The sequence below is a fragment of the Lachnoclostridium phocaeense genome, from assembly GCF_959599685.1.
Classification (GTDB): Bacteria; Bacillota; Clostridia; order Lachnospirales; family Lachnospiraceae; genus Claveliimonas; species Claveliimonas monacensis.
Map to the genome: position 1 here is coordinate 11,852 of NZ_CAUGIN010000011.1, position 20,980 is coordinate 32,831.

The window sequence follows — 20,980 nt, forward strand, 5'->3', positions numbered from 1 at the left end:
AAGTAGACCCATATAATATTTATTGAATTGGTAGGAAATAAAAATAAGCGTATAGGGCGGTGCAGGAGATGAAAATATCCACAAAAGGGAGATATGGCCTCAGGGCGCTGGTGGATCTGGCGGTCAATGTCAGCGGACAGCCGGTCCCTCTGACGGCGATCGCCGCAAGGCAGAGAGTGTCCGTGAATTATCTGGAGCAGGTGTTTGGCCAGCTCCGCCGGGGCGGCATACTCCAAAGTACAAAGGGGGCCGGGGGCGGCTACAGTCTTTCCCGGGACCCGTCCTGCATCACGGTCAGAGAAATACTGGAAGTGCTGGAGGGACCTTTTTGCATTACCGATGCCGATCGGGACGGCAGGGAGGACAAGATAAGCAGAGCAGTCCGAGCCCTTCTGTGGGAAGAGATTGACCGCCGGACAGCCTGCCTTCTGGAGGAAAAGACACTGAATGACCTGATAAAGAAGGAGGCTGATCCTGACAATGCGGGAAAACAGGTCCACGCAGAGACAGATGCCTAGCCGGGCAGCTTTCTTTTTGAGATCAATTCCTACTAAAGTAATATATTATATTTAGAGAGGCAGTGCCCGGAGCGGCGGCTGAAGGATGGCTGGCAAACAGGGCACACAAATGTGCAAAGGAGACAAGAAAGGAGAGCAACAGACAATGGGAAAGATATATAAAAGCGTAGAGGAACTGATCGGCAGGACCCCCCTCCTGGAGGTGACAAACCTGGAGAGGGAAAAAGAACTCAGGGCAAGAGTGCTTGTAAAGCTGGAGTCATACAATCCGGCAGGGAGCGTGAAAGACAGGGCGGCCCTCTTTATGATCCGGGACGCGGAGGAGAGAGGTCTGATCCGCCCGGGAGATACGCTCATTGAGCCCACCAGCGGAAACACAGGCATCGGGCTTGCCTCTGTGGCGGCATCCCGTGGCTACCGGGTGATCTTTACCATGCCGGAGACAATGAGTGTGGAGAGAAGGAAGCTGCTTGGGAGCTACGGAGCACAGATCGTACTGACAGAGGGGGCAAAAGGCATGTCAGGCGCCATCGCAAAGGCGGAGGAGCTGGCAGCGTCCATGGAGGGAGCTGTTGTCCTGGGACAGTTCGTAAATGCCGCCAATCCCAAAGCCCACAGGGAGACCACCGGACCAGAGATCTGGGAGGATACAGATGGGAAAGTAGATATCTTTGTGGCAGGCGTGGGAACCGGAGGCACGGTTACCGGGACAGGCGGATTTTTGAAGGAGAAAAATCCGGACATCCACATCGTTGCCGTGGAGCCTGAGGATTCCCCGGTGCTTTCAGGCGGCAGGCCGGGCCCCCACGGGATCCAGGGAATCGGCGCAGGATTTGTGCCGGAGATCCTGGACACGGAAGTTTACAGTGAAGTGATGAAAGTGAAGACACAGGAGGCCTTCGAGGCGGCCCGGCTGCTGGCTAAGCGTCAGGGTGTACTGGTGGGAATTTCATCCGGCGCAGCTCTCCACGCGGCACTTCAGCTTGCCGGCCAGGACCGATTCCAGGGCAAGACCATTGTGGCGCTTCTGCCGGACACAGGTGAGCGATACCTGTCCACAGCACTCTTTGAAGAGTAAGGGGGCGTAAGGTGCGGCTGGCACTTGACTGGATCTGCCCCAGCGTGTAAAGTAAAAGACATACAGAACAAAAAAGGGGCAGGAAGTATCATATGATTACATTGACAGGGAAAAAGGTATCAGAAGGAATCGTAATCGGCCGGCTTGTGTTTTTTAACAGAGGGGAGCGGGAGATCCGCAAGATTTATGTGGAGGACGCTGAGAAAGAGCTGGTCAGATTTCAGAAGGCGAGAAAGAAGACAGCGGCAGAGATCCGTGAACTCTATGAAGAGTCGGCCAGTGAGCTGGGTGAGGCCAACGCCACAATCTTTGAGATGCAGCAGATGGTCCTGGACGACGAGGAGTTTGTCAACCGGGTGGTGCGCATCATCACAGATCAGAAGCTGAATGCGGAGTATGCGGTGAAGGAGTCTGTCGAGGATTTCCTGAAAGTTTTCTCCGCCAGACCGGAGAGTTATGTGCGGGGACATGAGGCGGATGTGCAGGATGTGGCGTCCCGCGTCCTGCGCATACTGTCCAGGAGCCGGAAAGACCGCATGTTTATGGATGAGCCGTTTATCATGGCGGCCAGAGATCTGTATCCCAGCGAGGCTGCCAGGCTGGACAAGACAAAAGTCCTGGGATTTGTCACAATGTATGGCTCCATCAACTCCCACACGGCGGTGCTCGCCAGGACAAAAGGCATTCCATCTGTGATCGGTATCGGTGAGGCTCTCAAGAGAGACTATGAGGGCAAAATGGTCATTATAGACGGGTTTGACGGAAAGCTGTATATTGAGCCGGACCAGACCACCATGGAGAAGATGAAGCAGAAAAAGCAGCAGAATCTCCAGAAAGTGGAGACGCTGGAGCGCCTGAAGGGAAAAGAGAATGTTACCCAGAGCGGCCAGAAAATTGACGTGTGTGCCAACATAGGGAGCCGCGAGGACATCGAGAGAGTGCTGCGCAATGACGCAAACGGTATCGGTCTTTTCCGCAGCGAATTTCTCTACATGGAGTCTCCCGGAAAGCTGCCCACGGAGGATCAGCAGTTCCAGGTGTATAAGCTGGCGGCGGAGGCCATGGGCACAAAGAAGGTTGTTGTGCGCACCGCTGACTTAGGCGGCGATAAGCTGCCCGAAAATATGGAGATCGCGGGAGAAAACAATCCTATGATGGGATACCGGGGGATCCGGATCTCTCTGGATAAAGAGGAGATGTTCAAGACCCAGCTGCGAGCTATCCTGCGGGCGTCTGCTTTTGGAAATTTGCAGATCATGTTTCCCATGATCACCTCTGTCGAGGAGGTGGCAGGTGCGAAAAAAGTGCTGGAGAAGGCAAAGGCGGAACTGAAGGAAGAGAAGACGGCCTTTGATGAAAATATTAAAGTGGGAGTCATGATCGAGACACCGGCAGCGGTTATGATCAGCGGTGAGCTGGCAAGAGAAGTGGACTTTTTCAGCATTGGGACAAACGATCTGACCCAGCATACCCTGGCTATGGACCGCACCAATCGAAAACTGACAGGATACTACAACGCGTATCACCCGGCGCTTGTCAAAATGATACGCATTGTGACCAACAATGTCCACCTGGAGGGAAAACATATCAGTATCTGCGGTGATCTGGCAGCAGACACGAATATGACGGAGACATTTATACAAATGGGGATAGATGAGCTCTCGGTGGCGCCGGGAAAAGTGCTGCCGCTTCGGAAGAAGATCAGGGAGATACGCTGATCTTACAGGAAATTTGATGTCAGGAGCAGCCTATGAGATATATCAGACCGGTTTATTATGATGATTTCAGATGTGTGGCGGGGAAGTGCCCCGCCTCCTGCTGTGAGGGGTGGCAGATCGTCATCGATGAGGAGTCTCTCCAGAAGTACAGGAACTATTCCGGAGAGTTCGGCGTGCGGATGAAGCGGTCTGTCTCCTGGGATGACGGCACCTTCCGTCAGCATGAGGGGCGCTGCGCCATGCTCAACAAAGAGGGACTGTGTGATCTCTATATAGAAAAAGGGGAAGACGCGCTGTGCCATACATGTACGCAGTATCCCAGACATGTGGAGGAGTTTGAAAATGTGAGGGAGTTTTCCCTCTCCCTGTCCTGCCCGGAGGCAGCCAGGATCATGCTGGAAGCTGCGGATGACCTTTCTTTTGTGGCAGAGGACACAGATGAGGAGGAAACATTTGAGGAGGGCTTTGACTTTCTCTTGTATACCAAACTGGTGGATGCAAGGGAGGTTCTGTATGCACTGCTTGGAAAGCGGGAAGTGACTTTTGAGCAGAAGGAGCGTTTCTGCCTGGCCTTTGCAGGAGGGATACAGGACTTTCTGGAGGAAGGCGACTTTTCTGGTATGGAAGAATGGATACAGGCTGGTATGGAGGGAGAGCAGACGCCTCCATCCGGCGAAAGGTGGCTGCTGCACCGCGGGGCTCTGACCCGGCGCACCATGCTGCTGGAAGAACTGGAGATCCTGAAAGGGCTGGAGAGGCTGGATCCCTGCTGGGAAGAGCTGCTTGGAGAGGAGCAGACTTTTCTTCTTATGGCAGGAGATGAGGAATATGAGAAGATACGGGCCAGCTTCCGCGAGAGCCAGATCAGCTGCGGACCGGGAAAGGAAGAGTGGGACAGAAGTCTGGAAAGGCTGGCTCTGTTTTTTATCTACACCTATTTCTGCGGCGCGGTATACGATGACGCAGTCCATGCCAAGGTGTGCCTGGCGTTTTTCTCAGTTGAGTGGATACAGGAACTGCTGATGATGGAGTGGTATGTTCACGGAGCCAGTGCTGATATGGCGGCGCTGATACAGATGTCTTACCGCTATGCAAGGGAGATTGAGCATTCAGATGCAAATCTGAATGCTCTGGACGACTACTTTTGGAACAGAACGCATACATATAACCTATCAGAGCGCTGAGCCGGTCTATTGCTGTCCGGTCCAGCGCTCTTTTTGCATGTCTGAACACAGGTTTGAATATGAAAATGCCCGGACTTGTCTGTGCCGGACTATGAGGGGGCTGCCCACTCTGCGGGAGGAGGCTGAGAGAGGCCGGGAAGCGGGAAGGAAATGGAGAGAAAAGTATTTTGAAGAAATATAGTCCCCTGTGTGTTACCTTGAAAAGAGCTTTCTAAGTATACAGCTTATGACGCCTGCAATGCACAGAGGGAGAAGCGTGGAGCTGAGGGATCCGTAGATTTCTACAGCGCCCCTAAGCCCCGTCAGGGGCGCAGGACATCCGGGGATGAAGCCTGCCAGGATGTAGGCCAGGACAGAGCCGGCACCCACAAGAATGAAAGAGAACATGCCCCTCCCTGTATCACTCTGGAAGCTGCGGCGCCCGTCCCTGGCAACCCGGGGACCCGTCAGCGCCCACAGGAAGGAGATAAGTTCAAAGAGCAGCAGAAAAAGGGCGAATGCTGCATAGGCTCCCATGGTATAATTTCGCTCTGCCAGGGCTGTGGCCGGATTTCCGTAGGTGTAGAGCCCCTCCAGGAAGTGAGCTCCCATAATAAAGGTAATCACTGCGATCAGCACAAGGGATGCGATTTTACACACCATCTGTATGAGCCGCGCTGCGGCCTTAGCGCCTGTCTGCGCTGTCTTTTTTACGGGGGAGAGGATATTGTGTCTGCTTCTGGAACGGGACTTTTCCCGTCTGTCTTGCTGCCTGTCCCGGTCTCTTTTTTTGCTCTGTCTGGAGTCGCTCTCTTTTTTGCCCTGCTTTTTGCGGCGCCGGTCATCGTACTCATCGTCATCAGGATCCTCATCCTCAAGATCTTCATTCTCCAGGAGATCATAATCCTCCAGGCTGTCAGTGTCTGCCAGCTTGTTCGTGCGGGTGTCATTTATATTGATCTCGGGCAGATCTTCCTCATAGATTACCTCAAAGTCGTCATCGAAAAAGTCACTGTATGATTTGCCGTTCATATGTATACCTCCTTTATAACAGGACTATTCTATAATGTATGCCCGGGCGATGCAAGCAAAGACACAGAAGCTTTATAAAGTCATAAGGTTTTCTTCAGAAATCCGAAAAAATGGGCAGGGGCATCAAAAGATGCCGCCTGCCCGGCTGCCCTTGCGCTGCAGTGACACAGGCAGGACAGCGATATATATGATCAGCCTGCACAGCAGGATGGTCCGCCAGGTTTTGAGACAGCCCCTTTCCGGGTAACATATCTATTTGGCTGCCTCCCGGGCAAATTCGGTTGTCACGAGATCTTCGTAGGGAGCCCTCTTTTCCAGTTCGCCTGCGTCTTCCAGAATATCCTGGAGCAGATCAAAACTGTCCTCTGAGAAGACCAGATTGTCAGCCCATGTATCCTGGTCGTAGTAGCGGGTTACGATCGTGGTGATCGTATCCAGATCCGTCTCCTCAAACTGCGGAGCTATGATGCCGGCGATCTCTTCCGGCGTATGGCTCTGTACATAGTCCATTCCCTTTTGAAGAGCATTGGTAAATCCCTGGATCACGTCCGGGTTCTCCTCTATATAGCTTTTCTTCGCAGAGAATGCGGTGTAGGGGACATAGCCGCTGTCTGTACCCAGGGACGCCACTACATAGCCTTTTCCCTCCTGCTCCAGGCTGGTGGCTCCCGGTTCGAATTCCACGGTAAAATCCCCCTGCCCCCCGGCAAACGCTGCGGCGGTGGAACCAAAGTCAATGCTCTGGTCTATGGACAGGTCTTTCTGCGGATCTATGCCGTTCTGGCGCAGGATATATTCGAATACCATCTCCGGCATACCGCCCTTGCGGCCGCCCAGAACAAGATGGCCTTTCAGATTTTCCCAAGAAAAGTCATTCATGGGTTCCCGGGCTACAAGGAAATTGCCTGCTCGCTGAGTCAGCTGGGCAAAATTGACAACATAGTCCTCTGCCCCCTCGTTGTAAGTGTAGATGGAGGCCTCGGATCCCATAAATCCGATATCAGCCTCGCCGGAGAGGACGGCGGTCATCGTCTTGTCGGCGCCAAAACCATTCACCAGTTCGACCTGTACCCCCTCCTCTTCAAAGTAGCCCTCCTCTATGGCGACATACATAGGGGCGTAGAAAATAGAATGGGCTACCTCGTTCAGTACAACCTTTGTCAGTTCTTTGGAGTCGCCGTCAGTCTGGCCGCTGTCAGAACTGACTTCCTTCTCCTTGGATGAGCAGCCGGCCAGGACAGATAAGGCCAGGACGGCTGCCAGCATTGCGCTAAATAGACGCTTTTTCATAATATCCTCCTTAAAAATTCTGGTGGTTTAGTATATGCGGAAGGAGGAAAAGTGCTAACATACCACAATAATACGCCTGGGCGTGGTCTGGGGCGGCAGGCTCATAGTGGTGGCGGAGTAGTAGACGATGAGAAGCCGTCCGCCCAGACTGCAGTTGAATCTCTGACCGTTGGAGGTTATGATCTGAGTAGAGGGAGCTACATTCAGTTTCAGTGACTGATCCACAGCCAGAAGGTTGTCGTCAAACCACCCGGCATAGATGGTTTCGTTAGAATTCTTGCGGCTGATGATCACAGCCTGATACTCTGGCGGATATACGAGGGGAATGGCCAGATTGCTGTCGTAGAAAGCTGTCACCAGCATACCGGCCCGCAGATGGATCTCCTGGACAACGTAGGTGGAGGGGCTGACGATAAAATTGGATACGCCGCTGTTGTTTACAATGGAGACCTGCAGGGAGCAGCAGTCCTGGGAAAGAGGCGTGATGCGCTGGATCACACCGCTTACCGGGACGAGTGTTTGATTTTCCATAGTGATACAGTCCTTTTTTCCTTACTATATGCCGGGAACAAGGAATGTGTTTCTCTATTTTTCCTTTGGGGGAAATTTGGGCGGGCGATATTGATAGGCATACAGGTCCTGGTAGGATTCTCGCTCTGCCTCGGAGACCGGGGCGGCGGGGATCAGACCGGTACAGTCGCCGGCTGACGCGGCGCCCGCCATGTAGTCATAGGAGTCGATGAGGGACTGGTTTTCTCTGTCTTTTTCTGAAGTGGATACAGTTTTGTTTTTCTCATTCTTCATAGAACTGAGGCCTCCTCTATTTGCTAAATAAAATAGTTTACGTTATAATAATTGCCGGACAGAGGAATTTTATACTTTATCAGAGTGAAGAAAATAGAGACAAGCGACAGCAAATGACAAGGAGGAAGAGATGGAAATTAAAATTGATACCCACACCCACACCATTGCCAGCGGACATGCCTACAATACAATCCGGGAAATGGCTTCTATGGCTGCGCGGAAAGGGCTTGAGGGACTTGCTATTACGGAGCATGCGCCGAAGATGCCCGGAAGCTGCGGGCTTTACTATTTCCAGAATCTGAAGGTAGTCCCAAGACAGATGGAGAATCTGCGCCTTCTCTTTGGCGTAGAGCTGAATATCCTGGATGAAAACGGTACGGTGGACTTGCCGGAGGATACGATACGTTCTCTGGATATAGCAGTGGCAAGTATTCATCCTCCATGCTACGGAAGGACCAGTGGGAAGGAGGAGAACACGAGAGCCTATGTCAATGCTATGAAGAAGGAGGTTATCGACATTATCGGGCATCCTGATGACGGGCGGTACGGGCCGGATTACGATATTCTTGCCAGGACTGCCAGGGAGACGGGAACTCTGCTGGAGATCAACAATTCTTCTCTGCGGCCGGGAGGCTTCCGGGAAAATACTTATGAAAATGCGTTGGAAATGCTCCGCTGCTGTAAAAAGTATGGTACAATGGTCACCCTGGGCAGCGATGCACATGTGGATGTGGATATTGTGAACACAGAGTATTCACAGCGTCTGTTGTTGGAGGCGGATTTCCCGGAAGAGCTGGTGGCTAATACGTCTTTAGAGAAGCTGCTGTCTGTTCTGAAACGCAGGGCCTGGCGCTGAGAAACAGGGAATGCGGTATATGGGGCGCATGGAGGAAAATATTCTGCCCGCCTATGGACTTTATGAATTTAGTGTGCTAAAATATACGCATAATGAATTTCACTTCGGAGGAGAGAATAAATATGAGCAAAAAAATCAGGACAGAGGCGGTTGACTATCTCTTTAGCGCCATACTGAGTCTGAAAGATAAAGAAGAGTGTTATATATTTTTTGAAGATATCTGCACGATCAATGAGCTGCTTTCCCTGTCTCAGAGGTTTGAGGTGGCAAAGATGCTCAGAGAGCACAAGACCTATCTGGAAATTGCAGATAAAACCGGAGCATCCACTGCAACTATAAGCAGGGTGAACCGTTCTCTGAATTATGGAAATGACGGGTACGACATGGTATTTGAGAGGATTAATCCTAAAGAAGACTAAATGAAAAAGAAGATTGCGCTGTGCAATCTTCTTTTTTATGCTCTTTACTTTTTCCCTTCCGGATCAGGGAGCTGGTCGATCAGCTTTTCCATGAGAAGTTTTTTTACATAGACATCAAACGCAAGGCTGCAGATAAAAGAGAAAAGCTGCAGAGCCTCCCGGTCTTCTTCCGGAGCGTCCTGGAAGGTATCGGAAGCAGTGCTGTACATTTTAGCAATATCCTTAGCCAGCTGGTCGATCCTGGATTTCTCCAGGCTGCAGACTTCTTCATACACAGAAGTGATGTCAAAGTCCTTTCCGTTGTGGAAGTACTTCTCTGTGAGAGGCTTCAGCAGAGTCTCAATATCCCGGATAGAAAGGATATTTTTAAAGTAGTAGATAAAGATCAGGACCAGCACATGCTCTTTAGAATATTTCTTTTTCACCGGAGGGGGAAGAAGATTGTTCTTTGCATAGTTGTTGATCATGGTCTTTGTCAGGATCTTGTCCTCGTTGTACCGGCGGGTGGAGCCGAGCTGGCTCTCCATAAATGTTGTGACCTGGTCCATATAGAGATCAATATTTGGAATATCCTGAGGTTTCACGTAGTCAATCCGTGACAGACTCTGCAGAATACTGTTCAGCATATTTTTTGTATCAATTGTCATAGTTTCACCACCTCAACATCCCCATTATATAGTATTAAAAACCAGATGACAAGAGCGGCTTGAAAATGTTTTCTGAATATATTTTCCACATTTCTTTCCGCCTTTACTATATCCCGGCAGAAAATTCTGCTATAATAAATAAGAATGCCATATTCAGAACGGAAAACAACGGGGAGGTAACAGGCATGGAAGACAGATTTGCGCTGCTCATTGATGCGGACAATGTATCATCCAAATACATTGAGCCTATACTGGATGAGCTTTCAAAATATGGAAACGTAACGTATAAAAGAATTTACGGAGACTGGACAAGCACCAACAATGCGGGGTGGAAGGATGAGCTTCTCAACAACTCCATTACGCCGATCCAGCAGTTCAGCTACACACACGGAAAGAATGCAACGGACTCGGCCATGATCATTGACGCCATGGACATGCTGTACACAAGTGAGTTGGAGGGATTCTGCCTTGTGTCCAGCGACAGTGATTTCACAAAGCTGGCCAGCCGGCTCAGGGAGAGCGGAAAGACTGTCATTGGAATGGGGGAAAATAAGACGCCGGCGCCTTTCAGAAAGGCGTGTGACATTTTTACCGTGCTGGAGCTCCTTCTGGAGGACAGCATGAGCGAGAATGATGCGGTGGCCAGAAGCCAGATTGAAGAGGCTGTGATCCGGATTATTACCGAAAACCAGAATGATGACAGGGAGACCGGCCTGGGTGAGGTGGGAAGCCGCCTTGTGAAGATGTATCCGGATTTTGATGTGCGGCGGTATGGGTACAGCCTTCTGTCCAGATTCCTTGAGTCTTTCCCCAAGCTGAAACTGATACAGTCCGGATCCCAGATCACAGTGACGCTTTTTGAGGACAAGAGTAAAAAAGAGCGGATCGAGGAGTTTATCCTGAAGCAGATCCGGGACAGCGGAAAACACGGCATTTTCCTGAGTGTTCTGGGGAACAGGATCCGAAACAAGTTCGGGGACTTTAAAGTGAGAGATTACGGGTACTCCCAGTTCAAACAGTATATCCAGAGTTTCCCCGGCGTGCATGTGTTGGACGACGGAGAGCATAACAGAGTCATTTACAGCAAAAGGGATGAGCATAAATGAAAATAGACGGACTTTTTGACCTCCAGGTTATGATGTTTTTACTCATGGCTGTGGGGGTCGTCTTAAGAAAAATGAACATTATTACAAAAGAGGGGAAGGGCATGCTGACGGATCTGGTCATTGATCTGATCCTACCCTGCAATATCATATCCGCCTTTTACATGCCTATGGACCACTCTGTGTTTGTGTCAGGAGTGGAGATCCTTATAATTTCTATCCTGATCCAGATTTTCTGCACTTTTATCAGCGGAATACTTTACAGGAAGGTGCCGAAGGAGAAAAGGATGGTCCTGCAGTACGCCACAGTCTGCTCCAATGCGGGTTTTCTTGGCAATCCGGTGGCGGAAGGGCTGTACGGCTCGGTTGGTCTTCTCTATGCCTCTGTGTATCTGATCCCCCAGAGGATCGTCATGTGGTCGGCAGGGGTGTCCTATTTTACAGAGTGCCCCAGCAAAAAAGAAGTGGTAAAAAAGGTACTGAAGCATCCCTGCATCGTGGCAGTAGAGATCGGCATTGTACTGATGGTGACCCAGGTACAGCTTCCGGGATTTTTGAGCTCTGCCATAGAAAATGTGGGAGGGTGTACTACAGCCATCACCATGATGCTGATCGGAACGATCCTGACAGATGTGGATATGCGTCACATCCTGACCCGGACCACAGTGGCTTATTCTTTCATCCGCCTGGTCTTTATCCCTGCCGTTGTGTTTGCGGGATGCTGGCTGGCGAACATCGATTCTGTGGTGGCCGGCGTTTCTGTGACCCTGGCAGCCATGCCGGCTGGTACGACCACAGCGATCCTTGCCATGAAGTACCATGGAGATGAGGAGTTTGCCACGCAGTGTGTGGTGCTCACCACCATGTTGTCCATGGCTGCGATCCCCATTTGGAGCCTGATCATACACAGCGTGCTGTGACAGTTATATCCATTATTTGACAAGGTCCGGCAGCTCCCGTATAGAAGATATGGATGCAAACGAATCTTCTTCACTCACCTGTCCAAATCCATACGAGGCGAAGATAAAAGGAATGCCCGCGTAGGCGGCAGCCGCCTGATCCCCGGCAGTATCTCCCACATAGCAGGTACTGCCGGGGATATTTCTGCCTATGACAAGCCGGATGTTTTCGCCCTTTGTCTTTTTCGTATTTCCGAAGCATTCGATGTCGGTGATATATTTTTCCAGACCGGTCTTGCGGAGAAAGAGCTCAATATAGCCGCTCTGGCAGTTGCTGACAATGAAGAGCCGATGGTTTTTAGAAAGAGTGGCAATCGTTTCCTGGATATCCGGGTAGAGGGGCGGCACTTCCAGTTCTTCCAGAAATTCATCTTCATATCTGCAGCAGGCTTCCATCAGTATATCTCTTTGATCCAGTGGAAGATGAGGAAAGAGATCCTGTGCGATCACGTCCATTGTCTTCCCGAATTCGTTTTTCAGCTGTTCTCCTGTGATGCCGGCGGGAGGATAACCAAGTACCTCCACCGCATAATTCCAGGAGTCGGCTACAGTTTTGGTGGTATCCCACAAAGTTCCGTCCACATCAAATATAATATTTTCAAATTTCATAATGGTTTCCTTTCCCGAAAGTAAAAATTCTTATTCCAGTCTAACATAACTTCCTGTGTTTTGGGAGAAATATTGTGCAGTTTTACAGGGAAACCAGCGTCAGTTTGGGGAGGAGAAATAAAAAAGTTGACAGTAAGGAAAGTTTATAGTAGAATAGCCGGCGTAACATTTTTGTAATATTCGTAATATGCACGAAATAAAATGCATATAAATATAAAATAAATGTAAGAATATTGCAGGGGATCAGGAGGAGTATATGAATTTAATGAGGACAAAAAGGCTGTTTTGTGCTGCGGCTGTTATGACAGCATGTACGCTTTATACAGCTGGATTTACCAGTTATGCTATGTCGCCGGACCAGGGGAGAGATGGAGGCATGCTCACTGGAGATGAAAGTGTGCTTACAGATGAGATCGCTCAGGCTATGACAGCATCTGCCAGACAGATCGCTGAGGAGAAGAAGATCCAGCGAAAAGAGGAGCTGAAAGCACAGGAGGAAGCCGAAAGGCAGGCGGAAGAGGCCAGAAAGGCGGCTGAGGAGGCGGCCCGGCAGGCCAGGGAGTCAGATCAGAGACTGCTGGCTGCCCTGATATTCTGCGAGGCTGGAAATCAGCCATATGAGGGGCAGGTAGCTGTAGGAGCGGTTGTCCTGAACAGGGTGAACAGCGGCGTTTATCCGGGTTCCATCCGGGAAGTGATCTACCAGTCCGGCCAGTTTGGCCCGGCCATGACAGGATGGCTGGACCAGGTTCTTGCAAACGGCAGCTATACCCAGACGGCTATGCAGGCTGCGGCGGACGCTATGGCAGGCAGCGATCCGGTAGAGGGCTGTCTTTCTTTTGGAAATGGAAACTACGGCATTCGCATAGGAGCGCACTATTTTCACTAGTAGAAAAGTAAATACAACATAAATGAGAGAAATTCTCAAATAAATGATTGATAATCCATCTTTCTTCTGGTACGATACATATAGTTAGTTTTTGCTAACTGTGTGTGAATAAATCATGGATGACTCCTTTTGCTCTTTTCCTTGGCAGGCAGGGCAAAGGGAAGTCCCATGGGAAAGGACAGAAGGAACGATGGATTTTTTAGAAATTGAAAAGGTAAAAGGCCGGGAGATCATTGACTCAAGGGGAAATCCTACCGTGGAGGCCGAAGTACATCTGGCAGATGGCACGATCGCAAGGGGGGCCGCACCCAGCGGCGCGTCCACGGGAGAGTTTGAGGCACTGGAACTGAGGGATGGAGACAAGAGCAGGTTCGGAGGGAAAGGCGTCTCCAGGGCAGTAGCAAATATTAATACAGTGATTAACGATACATTAAAGGGGATGGATGCTTCCGATATCTATGCAGTGGACAGGGCCATGATAGAGACTGACGGGACAAAAGACAAATCCAGCCTGGGAGCCAACGCTGTTCTGGCAGTTTCCATTGCATGCGCCAGGGCGGCGTCCTGCGCTTTGGATCTGCCTCTGTATAAATTCCTGGGCGGGGCAGCAGGCAACCGTCTTCCGGTTCCCATGATGAATATTCTGAACGGCGGTGCCCATGCGGCCAACACGGTAGATGTTCAGGAATTTATGATCATGCCGGTGGGGGCACCCGGTTTTCGGGAAGGACTGCGCTGGTGTACGGAGGTGTTTCACGCGCTGGCTGCTCTTCTGAAGGAGAACGGACTGGCCACATCGGTGGGGGACGAGGGCGGATTCGCCCCGGATCTTGCAAGTGATGAGGAGGCTATTGAGTATATTCTGGAAGCAGTGCAAAAAGCCGGATATGAACCGGGCAGGGATTTTGTCCTTGCCATGGACGCGGCATCCAGCGAATGGAAGAGTGGGACAAAGGGTGAGTATGTTCTTCCGAAATGCGGGAAGAGATTTACCTCAGCAGAGCTGGTGGAACACTGGAGAAATCTCTGTGACAAATATCCCATCTACTCCATCGAGGATGGGCTTGACGAGGAGGACTGGGAAGGCTGGCAGATGATGACAAGAGAGCTGGGCGACAGAGTACAGCTTGTGGGTGACGACCTTTTTGTAACAAACACAGAACGTCTGAAAAAGGGAATTGACCTTGGATGCGGAAATTCCATTCTCATCAAGCTGAACCAGATCGGATCCGTGTCCGAGACCCTTGAAGCTATCAAGATGGCTCACAAGGCAGGCTATACAGCCATCTCTTCCCACCGTTCCGGCGAGACGGAGGATACTACTATCGCAGATCTGGCCGTAGCTATGAATACATGCCAGATCAAGACGGGAGCTCCCAGCAGGAGTGAGCGTGTGGCCAAGTACAACCAGCTTCTGCGGATTGAGGAAGAACTGGAAGAGGCTGCGGTGTATCCGGGATTTGACGCTTTCAATATCAAAAGATAGATCAGTGATAACATTTTCTCCTTTTGGGCAGGACTGTCTGCAGGGTTTCCCGGACAGCCTGCCTTTTCTGCGTCCATTTAGTAGTTGATTTTATGTATTGCGATTATAATTTAATGTTTATCATTAAAAATGTGTTGAAATATATAAATGGAATGCTATAATAAAGATAACTACAGGGCGAAGATGAAAGGGAAGGAGGCATATCTTATGGATGAGAAGATCAGGAAGGACTGCAGCAGGGAAGCGAAGGTCAGCGGCAGGAGAAGGTTTCGTGTATTGCTTGTGTGCACGCTGCTCTATGTGGTAGTTTTGTCTGTTTCTGTATTTATGTACCTGCCAGATCTTTTTGACAGGAATGCGTGGAGTGAGATGGGGGTAAATATTTTTCTGTGGAGACTGACCGTGTCGCTGCTGGCATGGATCTGGTCGGCGGTACTGATCTGTATCCTTGTACGGATACATAAAGGCAGAGGACCTTTTGGAAGAGAGATAAGTCTGGGTATGTATATAACAGGAGCGGGACTCATGCTGGTGGCATTTCTTTTTCCGTTTATAAAGGGGTATACCATTGAGATGGGACTGTTTATACAATTTGGAGAGTATTTTACCATAGATGGTTTCCCGTTTGTTATAGGCCTCCTGTGTCTGATCCTTGGCTATGTCCTCCGGATCGGGGTGGGCTACCAGCAGGAAATGGAACAAATGATATAGATTCAGACAGGATGAGGTGAAAGAGATGGCTATTATACTTCGGCTTGACAGGGTCATGGCGGACCGGAAAATGTCTCTGAACGAACTGTCGGAAAGAGTGGGGATTTCCAATGTAAACCTGTCCAACTTAAAGACTGGAAAGGTGAAGGCGATCCGCTTTTCCACTCTGGATGCTATCTGTGATGTGCTGGACTGCCAGCCCGGCGATATACTGGAATACCAGCGGGAAGAGCCGCAGGGCAGATAAAGGAGAAAATGATCAGATTGTAAAGGGCGGGCTTCTGTTCCCGCCCTCCTGCATCTATATTATGCAATTATGGGGGTAACTAAGAAATTTTGGTTTTCAGATATTCGACGTCAGTCTTTAAAGTAGAAACGACTTCCACCAGCAGATTGATGGTGCTTTGCTCTGATCTTACGACAACTTTGTTTTCCAGATTTCTGATGCGGGTACTCAGTTCAGTATAGTGTTCTTCTGCCCGTTCCTGGATCCGGTCTACCTCAGTGAGTATCATATTCTCTGACTCTCTAAGTTCATCTTTCGTCACCATTTTTTCCTCAAAGTTTTTAAAGCGGACAGCTACGCTGGTTTCAAAAGCCTTCAGTTCATCTTTGGTAGCCATTTTAGCCTCAAGAGCCTTCAGCTCATCTTTGGTAGCAACTTTGGCTTCAAGGGCTTTCAGCTCATCTTTGGTAGCCATTTTAGCCTCAAGGGTTTTCAGGTCATCCCTGGTAGTCATGTCCAGGATATCTTCTTTTGTCACCATATGTTGTGCTATATATCGGAGCAGTTCATCATTTGACATATGTATTCACCTCCTAAAGGGAAATGTTAGCAGGAAACTCAGAAGTTTACGTAAAAATCTGTGAAATAAGTATAGCATGAGCGAGGGAAAAATGCCAGAGATAACCTCTTAAAAATTCCATAATATTTTTTCTGCCTATGGATTTTCAGTTTCTATACGCTTTTTACAAACCCATAAGGAACGCGTCCGGGCTTTCATCTCTATGAGAAGAAGATTGGGAAAGAAAACAGAGACGAAATGATGCAGGCATATGTATTGACGTTGGGAAACACGCTCGTTATAATTTACCTTAAGTCTATTTTTCTGGGGAGAGACGGTGATCTTTAGCGATAAGATCACCGTATAAATATTTACGGAAAAGAAGGAGACGGGATGATTCATGCTTCAGATCAAAGACATCTGTAAAGAATACAGGACCGGGAGTCTGGTGCAGAAAGCGCTGGACCATGTAAGCCTGAACTTAAGAGACAACGAATCTGTGGCTATCCTGGGACCGAGCGGATCAGGAAAGACTACGCTTCTGAATATTATTGGAGGTCTGGACCGATACGACAGCGGCGACCTGGTCATCGGATGCGTGTCAACCAAGAAATATAAGGACAGGGACTGGGATTCCTACCGCAATCACACTATCGGTTTTGTGTTCCAGAGTTACAACCTTATTGCGCACCAGACTATTCTGGCCAATGTCGAACTGGCTCTCACCATATCCGGCATCGGCAAGGCAGAGCGGCGGCAGAGGGCAGCAGATGCCCTGGCTATGGTGGGGCTGGGAGAGCAGCTGCACAAAAAGCCGAACCAGTTGTCAGGAGGGCAGATGCAGCGGGTGGCCATTGCCAGGGCTCTGGTCAATAATCCGGATATTCTGCTGGCAGATGAGCCCACCGGCGCGCTGGACAGTGATACAAGCGTGCAGGTTATGGAACTGCTGCGGAAAGTGGCAAAGGACCGGCTTGTGGTCATGGTGACGCACAACCCGGAGCTGGCCCAGGAGTACGCGACCCGCATTGTGAGGCTCAGGGACGGAAAGATCCAGGAAGACTCAGACCCCTATGAGGTGGATGAGAGCAAAATGGAGGAGCCGGAGCACAGAAATCTGGGGAAGACATCCATGTCATTTCTCACGGCTCTGTCTCTCAGTTTCAACAATCTGCGGACGAAAAAGGCCCGCACCATCCTTACCTCTTTTGCGGGATCTATCGGCATCATCGGTATTGCTCTTATACTGTCCCTCTCTACTGGGGTCAATGATTATATCCAGAATATGGAGGAGGAGACGCTCTCGGAGTATCCGCTGGAGATCCAGAGCACGGGAGTTGACCTCTCTTCTATGGTGGACACGGGAGCTGGAGGTCAGGGAGGGTCCGGGGAGGTGAACGTCATCCAGATGGTGACAGATACGTTTTCCAGGATGGACTCCAATGACCTGGAGTCGCTGAAAGAGTATTTTGAGAGCGGTGAAAGCGGTATTGAGGACTACACAAACGCAGTGGAATACAGCTACAATGTGACGCCTCAGATCTATAAGATAAACGACAGCCAGGTGCGCCAGGTAAACCCGGACCACTCTTTTGACGCTCTCGGGTTTGGCTCGTCCTCCAGTTCCAGCAGTATGATGTCCTCCATGATGAGCACAGATGTGTTTTACGAGATGCCGGAAAACGCCTCCCTTTATGAGAGCCAGTATGACGTGAAGGCAGGGAGATGGCCGGAAAACTACAATGAGTGTGTGGTAGTCCTGACCCAGGGGGGCAGCATCAGCGATATGCTGCTCTACACGCTGGGGCTGCGGGATCCCCTGGAACTGGATGAGATGATCCAGCAGTTTCTGAATGAAGAAGATGTAGACACGCCGGAGAGTGTGGGAGCCTACTCCTACGATGACATGATCGGAACAACCTTTAAACTGGTAAACAGTGCGGATTACTATGTCTATGACAGTCAGTATCAGGTGTGGACGGACCGGTCCGGTGATCAGTCGTATATCCGGGATCTGGCAGAAAACGGAGAGGACCTGACTGTGGTGGGCGTCGTGCAGCCTGCAGAGGACGGCAACGCCATGATGCTCCAGTCCGGTATCGGATACCCGGCTGCCCTGACAAAGCACCTGGTAGAGGAGGCCGAGGACAGCCAGATCGTCCAGCAGCAGCTCGCCAATCCGGATATCGATGTGTTCTCCGGCGAGCCCTTTGGAGAAGAGAGCAGCCAGGGGCTGGATCTGGAATCCATGTTCACTGTCAATGCAGAAGAACTGCAGAATGCCTTTTCCTTTGACGCTTCTGCCATGACGGAGGGGCTTTCCGGCTCTATGGGGCTGTCGGACAGTTTGAGCGGAGGAACGATGGACCTGTCCAAAATGATCGACCTGAGTGCCATAGAGGCGCAGCTGCCGGCCATGGATGGTTTCGATCTGTCAGAGCTGGGCGAGTCTATGGATTTTACTGTCACACCGGAACAGCTCAGCAGTCTGGCGGAAGGTCTGCTGAATGGGTATCAGGCCTATGCTTCCCAGAATCCTGCCACAGATTACACAAAGCTTGGAGAAGCTTTTGTCACCTATCTGAACACGGACGAGGCACGGGCCATTCTGGAGGAAAACATCCGGGAGATCATCCAGGCAGGCGGCGGGGCTACTGTCACGACAGAGCAGCTGCAGGACCTGCTGACAAGGGTGCTGGAAGGATACAGGGCGTATGTCCAGGCAAACGGATGGACGGACAGGGAGCGCTTTGATGAATACCTGATGGTCTATCTGCAGACAGAAGAGGCGCGGGTGATCCTGGAGAGCTGGGCAGGGGAAGTGTTTTCATCTGGTATAGAGATTGACATTACCGAGGAACAGCTCCAGAAGCTTGCCAGCGAGCTGGCTGCAGGGTATCAGCTCTATGCGTCGCAAAATAACCTGCCGGATCCCTCAAAGATACAGGAGAGCTTCCTTGCTTATCTGGGGACAGAGCAGGCCCGGCAGCTGATGACAGCAGCGCTTGCCGGTATGCTGGACACGGAGGCTCTGGAGCAGCAGCTTACAGGCGCAGTCCGGAGTTATATGGCTTCTGTCATGGAGAGCGGGACCGCCCAGGCGCTGGAGGGACAGATCACGGCGGCTGTACAGACCATGATGGGACAGATCACATCCGGCATGGAGAGCGCTATGCGCACGGCGGCGGCACAGATCGGTAATAATATACAGAATGCCCTCAGCGTTGATCCGGAGGCGTTCCAGAATGCTTTTGAGATGAATATGGATGAGACGGAGCTGGCGGAATTGCTCATGTCCTTCCAGTCCACAGAGACTGCCTCCTGCGATGGGAACCTGACTGCCCTGGGCTACGCGGATTTTGATGAGCCTGCAGGCATCAGCATCTATCCGAAGGATTTCGAGAGCAAGGATCAGGTGGTGAAGATTCTGGATGACTACAACAGTCGCATGGAGGAAGAGGGGAAGGAGGAGCAGGTCATCACCTACTCGGATATGGTGGGAACGCTGATGAGCTCTGTGACAGATATTGTCAATGTGATCAGCTACGTGCTCATTGCCTTTGTGGCTATTTCCCTTATCGTATCTTCCATTATGATCGGTGTCATCACTTACATCAGTGTCCTTGAGAGGAAGAAGGAGATCGGTATCCTGCGGGCCATCGGTGCTTCCAAGCGGAACATCTCTCAGGTGTTCAATGCAGAGACCTTTATCATAGGAGGATGTGCGGGTCTGATCGGCATCGGTTTGAGCCTGCTGCTTCTGATCCCGGGCAACATGCTGATACACTATCTGGCCGGCACAGAGGATATCAGTGCTGTGCTGTCTCCTCTACCGGCATTTATCCTCATTGCGCTGAGTATCGTCCTCACTCTTCTTGGCGGACTGATCCCTTCCAGGAAAGCGGCCAAGAGCGATCCGGTGACAGCTCTTAGAGTAGAGTAGGAGCTATTGAGCGAAAAAGGAAACGGACAATAGATAATAAAAAGGATATATCTGCTTTATGAGCAGGTATATCCTTTTTTACGCCTTTTTAATCGTTCGTTCATTCTCTATTTGATATGTCGCTTGATGGCCTCAAAGCTCTCGGCGCTGATTACATGCTCCATGCGGCAGGCGTCCGCTACGGCTACATCCGGGGTTACACCCAGGCGGATCAGCCAGGAGGAGATAAGCTGGTGCCGTTCATAGATACAGTCCGCTATTTCGCGGCCAGATTCTGTCAATGTAATGTAGCCTTCCGGGGATACCTGGATGTGCCCGCTTTCCCGCAGTTTTTTCATGGCAACGCTGACGCTGGACTTTTTGAAATCCAGTTCCGTGGCAATATCTACAGAGCGGACAACAGGGTGCTTTTTGCTCAGGATCAGGATCGTCTCCAGATAATTTTCAGAAGATTCATTTGTGTTTATACTCATCAGTTTCACCTCAGTTTTTTTCCTTCTTGCCGACAGCCCGGAAGGAGGACCTATTTTTTACAGTATAACATAAAAAAGCGGCCGGAGTAAACCTGGAAATGATGGTTATAAAGTATGCTCCGGAGAAGGTAATATTTTTCTTTTAGAAAAGAATTGACAAACAGAGCGAGTTAGTTTAAACTATCAAATGTTAGAAGAGTCAAAAACAAGTTAGTCTTGTATACTATAAATAAAATTATTCATAGAGGAGGCAGGATAAGATGACTTTGCTGGAAGCCGAAGAGGGCAGGGAATATATTGTAAAGGATATTGCCACAAATGATGATGAATTGGAAGCCTTTCTCTTTTCCCTTGGCTGCTACAGTGGAGAACCCATCACTGTAGTTTCCCGGATGCGGGGAGGATGCGTAGTCTCCATCAAGGATGGAAGATACAATATGGATACTGATTTAGCGAAAGCTATTTCAATATAACAAGAAACAGTGGATCTTTGCACT

General features: G+C 50.3%; 22 protein-coding genes. 14 read left to right on the plus strand and 8 right to left on the minus strand.

The window, feature by feature from the left end; genetic code table 11:
• Window positions 1-68 precede the first annotated feature (68 nt).
• The 4 genes from Q5911_RS06685 (at window position 69) to fliB (ending at window position 4,498) form a co-directional block, all read left to right on the plus strand.
• Window positions 69-518, plus strand: a complete 450-nt coding sequence (locus Q5911_RS06685) for an RrF2 family transcriptional regulator (RefSeq protein WP_303181889.1) — start codon at window positions 69-71, stop codon at window positions 516-518.
• A 145-nt stretch (window positions 519-663) separates the two neighbouring features.
• Window positions 664-1,596 (plus strand): cysteine synthase A, encoded by a 933-nt coding sequence (gene cysK / locus Q5911_RS06690; RefSeq protein ID WP_303181891.1) that lies wholly within the window; start codon window positions 664-666, stop codon window positions 1,594-1,596.
• A gap of 92 nt (window positions 1,597-1,688) precedes the next feature.
• Window positions 1,689-3,314, plus strand: coding sequence for a phosphoenolpyruvate--protein phosphotransferase (ptsP, locus tag Q5911_RS06695; protein ID WP_076776793.1), 1,626 nt, complete (start codon window positions 1,689-1,691; stop codon window positions 3,312-3,314).
• 32 nt (window positions 3,315-3,346) lie between these two features.
• A complete protein-coding gene (gene fliB / locus Q5911_RS06700; RefSeq protein WP_226394601.1) occupies window positions 3,347-4,498 on the plus strand; it encodes a flagellin lysine-N-methylase in 1,152 nt (383 codons plus the stop codon).
• Window positions 4,499-4,690: 192 nt separating this feature from the next.
• Here fliB and Q5911_RS06705 read toward each other — a convergent pair whose 3' ends face one another.
• From Q5911_RS06705 to Q5911_RS06720, 4 genes are all read right to left on the minus strand, one after another.
• On the minus strand, window positions 4,691-5,509 hold the full coding sequence (locus Q5911_RS06705; protein ID WP_303181897.1) for a hypothetical protein: 819 nt from the start codon (window positions 5,507-5,509) through the stop codon (window positions 4,691-4,693).
• Between the two features lie 252 nt (window positions 5,510-5,761).
• Complete coding sequence (locus tag Q5911_RS06710; RefSeq protein ID WP_303181900.1) at window positions 5,762-6,799, minus strand: ABC transporter substrate-binding protein; 1,038 nt, start codon at window positions 6,797-6,799, stop codon at window positions 5,762-5,764.
• A 54-nt stretch (window positions 6,800-6,853) separates the two neighbouring features.
• The gene (locus Q5911_RS06715) at window positions 6,854-7,330 is read right to left on the minus strand and encodes a hypothetical protein (protein ID WP_303181902.1); all 477 of its coding nucleotides are present in this window, start codon (window positions 7,328-7,330) and stop codon (window positions 6,854-6,856) included.
• A gap of 54 nt (window positions 7,331-7,384) precedes the next feature.
• Window positions 7,385-7,603, minus strand: a complete 219-nt coding sequence (locus tag Q5911_RS06720) for a hypothetical protein (protein WP_076776817.1) — start codon at window positions 7,601-7,603, stop codon at window positions 7,385-7,387.
• 130 nt (window positions 7,604-7,733) lie between these two features.
• Between Q5911_RS06720 and Q5911_RS06725 the strand changes: the two genes are divergently transcribed.
• Together Q5911_RS06725 and Q5911_RS06730 are read left to right on the plus strand one after the other, a co-directional pair.
• Entirely contained in the window at window positions 7,734-8,459 is a 726-nt protein-coding gene (locus Q5911_RS06725; protein WP_281725369.1) for a phosphatase, read from the plus strand.
• Window positions 8,460-8,581: 122 nt separating this feature from the next.
• Complete coding sequence (locus Q5911_RS06730) at window positions 8,582-8,878, plus strand: YerC/YecD family TrpR-related protein (protein WP_076776821.1); 297 nt, start codon at window positions 8,582-8,584, stop codon at window positions 8,876-8,878.
• Between the two features lie 44 nt (window positions 8,879-8,922).
• Here Q5911_RS06730 and Q5911_RS06735 read toward each other — a convergent pair whose 3' ends face one another.
• The gene (locus Q5911_RS06735; protein ID WP_303181905.1) at window positions 8,923-9,525 is read right to left on the minus strand and encodes a DUF1836 domain-containing protein; all 603 of its coding nucleotides are present in this window, start codon (window positions 9,523-9,525) and stop codon (window positions 8,923-8,925) included.
• 185 nt (window positions 9,526-9,710) lie between these two features.
• Here Q5911_RS06735 and Q5911_RS06740 point away from each other — a divergent pair, with 185 nt between their 5' ends.
• Together Q5911_RS06740 and Q5911_RS06745 are read left to right on the plus strand one after the other, a co-directional pair.
• On the plus strand, window positions 9,711-10,631 hold the full coding sequence (locus Q5911_RS06740; RefSeq protein ID WP_076780759.1) for an NYN domain-containing protein: 921 nt from the start codon (window positions 9,711-9,713) through the stop codon (window positions 10,629-10,631).
• Entirely contained in the window at window positions 10,628-11,548 is a 921-nt protein-coding gene (locus tag Q5911_RS06745) for an AEC family transporter (protein ID WP_303181908.1), read from the plus strand. Before Q5911_RS06740 ends, Q5911_RS06745 begins: the two co-directional genes overlap by 4 nt.
• Window positions 11,549-11,560: 12 nt before the next feature.
• On the opposite strand, the gene Q5911_RS06750 is transcribed toward Q5911_RS06745, so the two are convergent.
• On the minus strand, window positions 11,561-12,196 hold the full coding sequence (locus tag Q5911_RS06750) for an HAD family hydrolase (RefSeq protein ID WP_303181910.1): 636 nt from the start codon (window positions 12,194-12,196) through the stop codon (window positions 11,561-11,563).
• 256 nt (window positions 12,197-12,452) lie between these two features.
• On the opposite strand from Q5911_RS06750, the gene Q5911_RS06755 reads away from it, so the two are divergent.
• From Q5911_RS06755 to Q5911_RS06770, 4 genes are all read left to right on the plus strand, one after another.
• Complete coding sequence (locus Q5911_RS06755; protein ID WP_303181912.1) at window positions 12,453-13,085, plus strand: cell wall hydrolase; 633 nt, start codon at window positions 12,453-12,455, stop codon at window positions 13,083-13,085.
• Between the two features lie 190 nt (window positions 13,086-13,275).
• The gene (gene eno, locus Q5911_RS06760) at window positions 13,276-14,571 is read left to right on the plus strand and encodes a phosphopyruvate hydratase (protein WP_303181914.1); all 1,296 of its coding nucleotides are present in this window, start codon (window positions 13,276-13,278) and stop codon (window positions 14,569-14,571) included.
• A 207-nt stretch (window positions 14,572-14,778) separates the two neighbouring features.
• Complete coding sequence (locus tag Q5911_RS06765; RefSeq protein WP_303181916.1) at window positions 14,779-15,282, plus strand: hypothetical protein; 504 nt, start codon at window positions 14,779-14,781, stop codon at window positions 15,280-15,282.
• Between the two features lie 25 nt (window positions 15,283-15,307).
• A complete protein-coding gene (locus Q5911_RS06770) occupies window positions 15,308-15,529 on the plus strand; it encodes a helix-turn-helix domain-containing protein (protein ID WP_076776840.1) in 222 nt (73 codons plus the stop codon).
• A gap of 79 nt (window positions 15,530-15,608) precedes the next feature.
• Here the strand turns inward: Q5911_RS06770 and Q5911_RS06775 are convergent, their stop codons facing one another.
• On the minus strand, window positions 15,609-16,088 hold the full coding sequence (locus tag Q5911_RS06775) for a hypothetical protein (RefSeq protein WP_303181918.1): 480 nt from the start codon (window positions 16,086-16,088) through the stop codon (window positions 15,609-15,611).
• Between the two features lie 379 nt (window positions 16,089-16,467).
• Here Q5911_RS06775 and Q5911_RS06780 point away from each other — a divergent pair, with 379 nt between their 5' ends.
• Window positions 16,468-20,010, plus strand: a complete 3,543-nt coding sequence (locus Q5911_RS06780; RefSeq protein WP_303181920.1) for an ABC transporter ATP-binding protein/permease — start codon at window positions 16,468-16,470, stop codon at window positions 20,008-20,010.
• A 107-nt stretch (window positions 20,011-20,117) separates the two neighbouring features.
• Here the strand turns inward: Q5911_RS06780 and Q5911_RS06785 are convergent, their stop codons facing one another.
• The gene (locus tag Q5911_RS06785; protein WP_076780762.1) at window positions 20,118-20,477 is read right to left on the minus strand and encodes a metal-dependent transcriptional regulator; all 360 of its coding nucleotides are present in this window, start codon (window positions 20,475-20,477) and stop codon (window positions 20,118-20,120) included.
• Window positions 20,478-20,743: 266 nt separating this feature from the next.
• On the opposite strand from Q5911_RS06785, the gene Q5911_RS06790 reads away from it, so the two are divergent.
• Window positions 20,744-20,956 carry a FeoA family protein gene (locus Q5911_RS06790; RefSeq protein ID WP_076776847.1) on the plus strand — a complete coding sequence of 71 codons (213 nt, stop codon included), beginning with the start codon at window positions 20,744-20,746 and terminating at the stop codon, window positions 20,954-20,956.
• The last annotated feature ends 24 nt before the right edge of the window (window positions 20,957-20,980 follow it).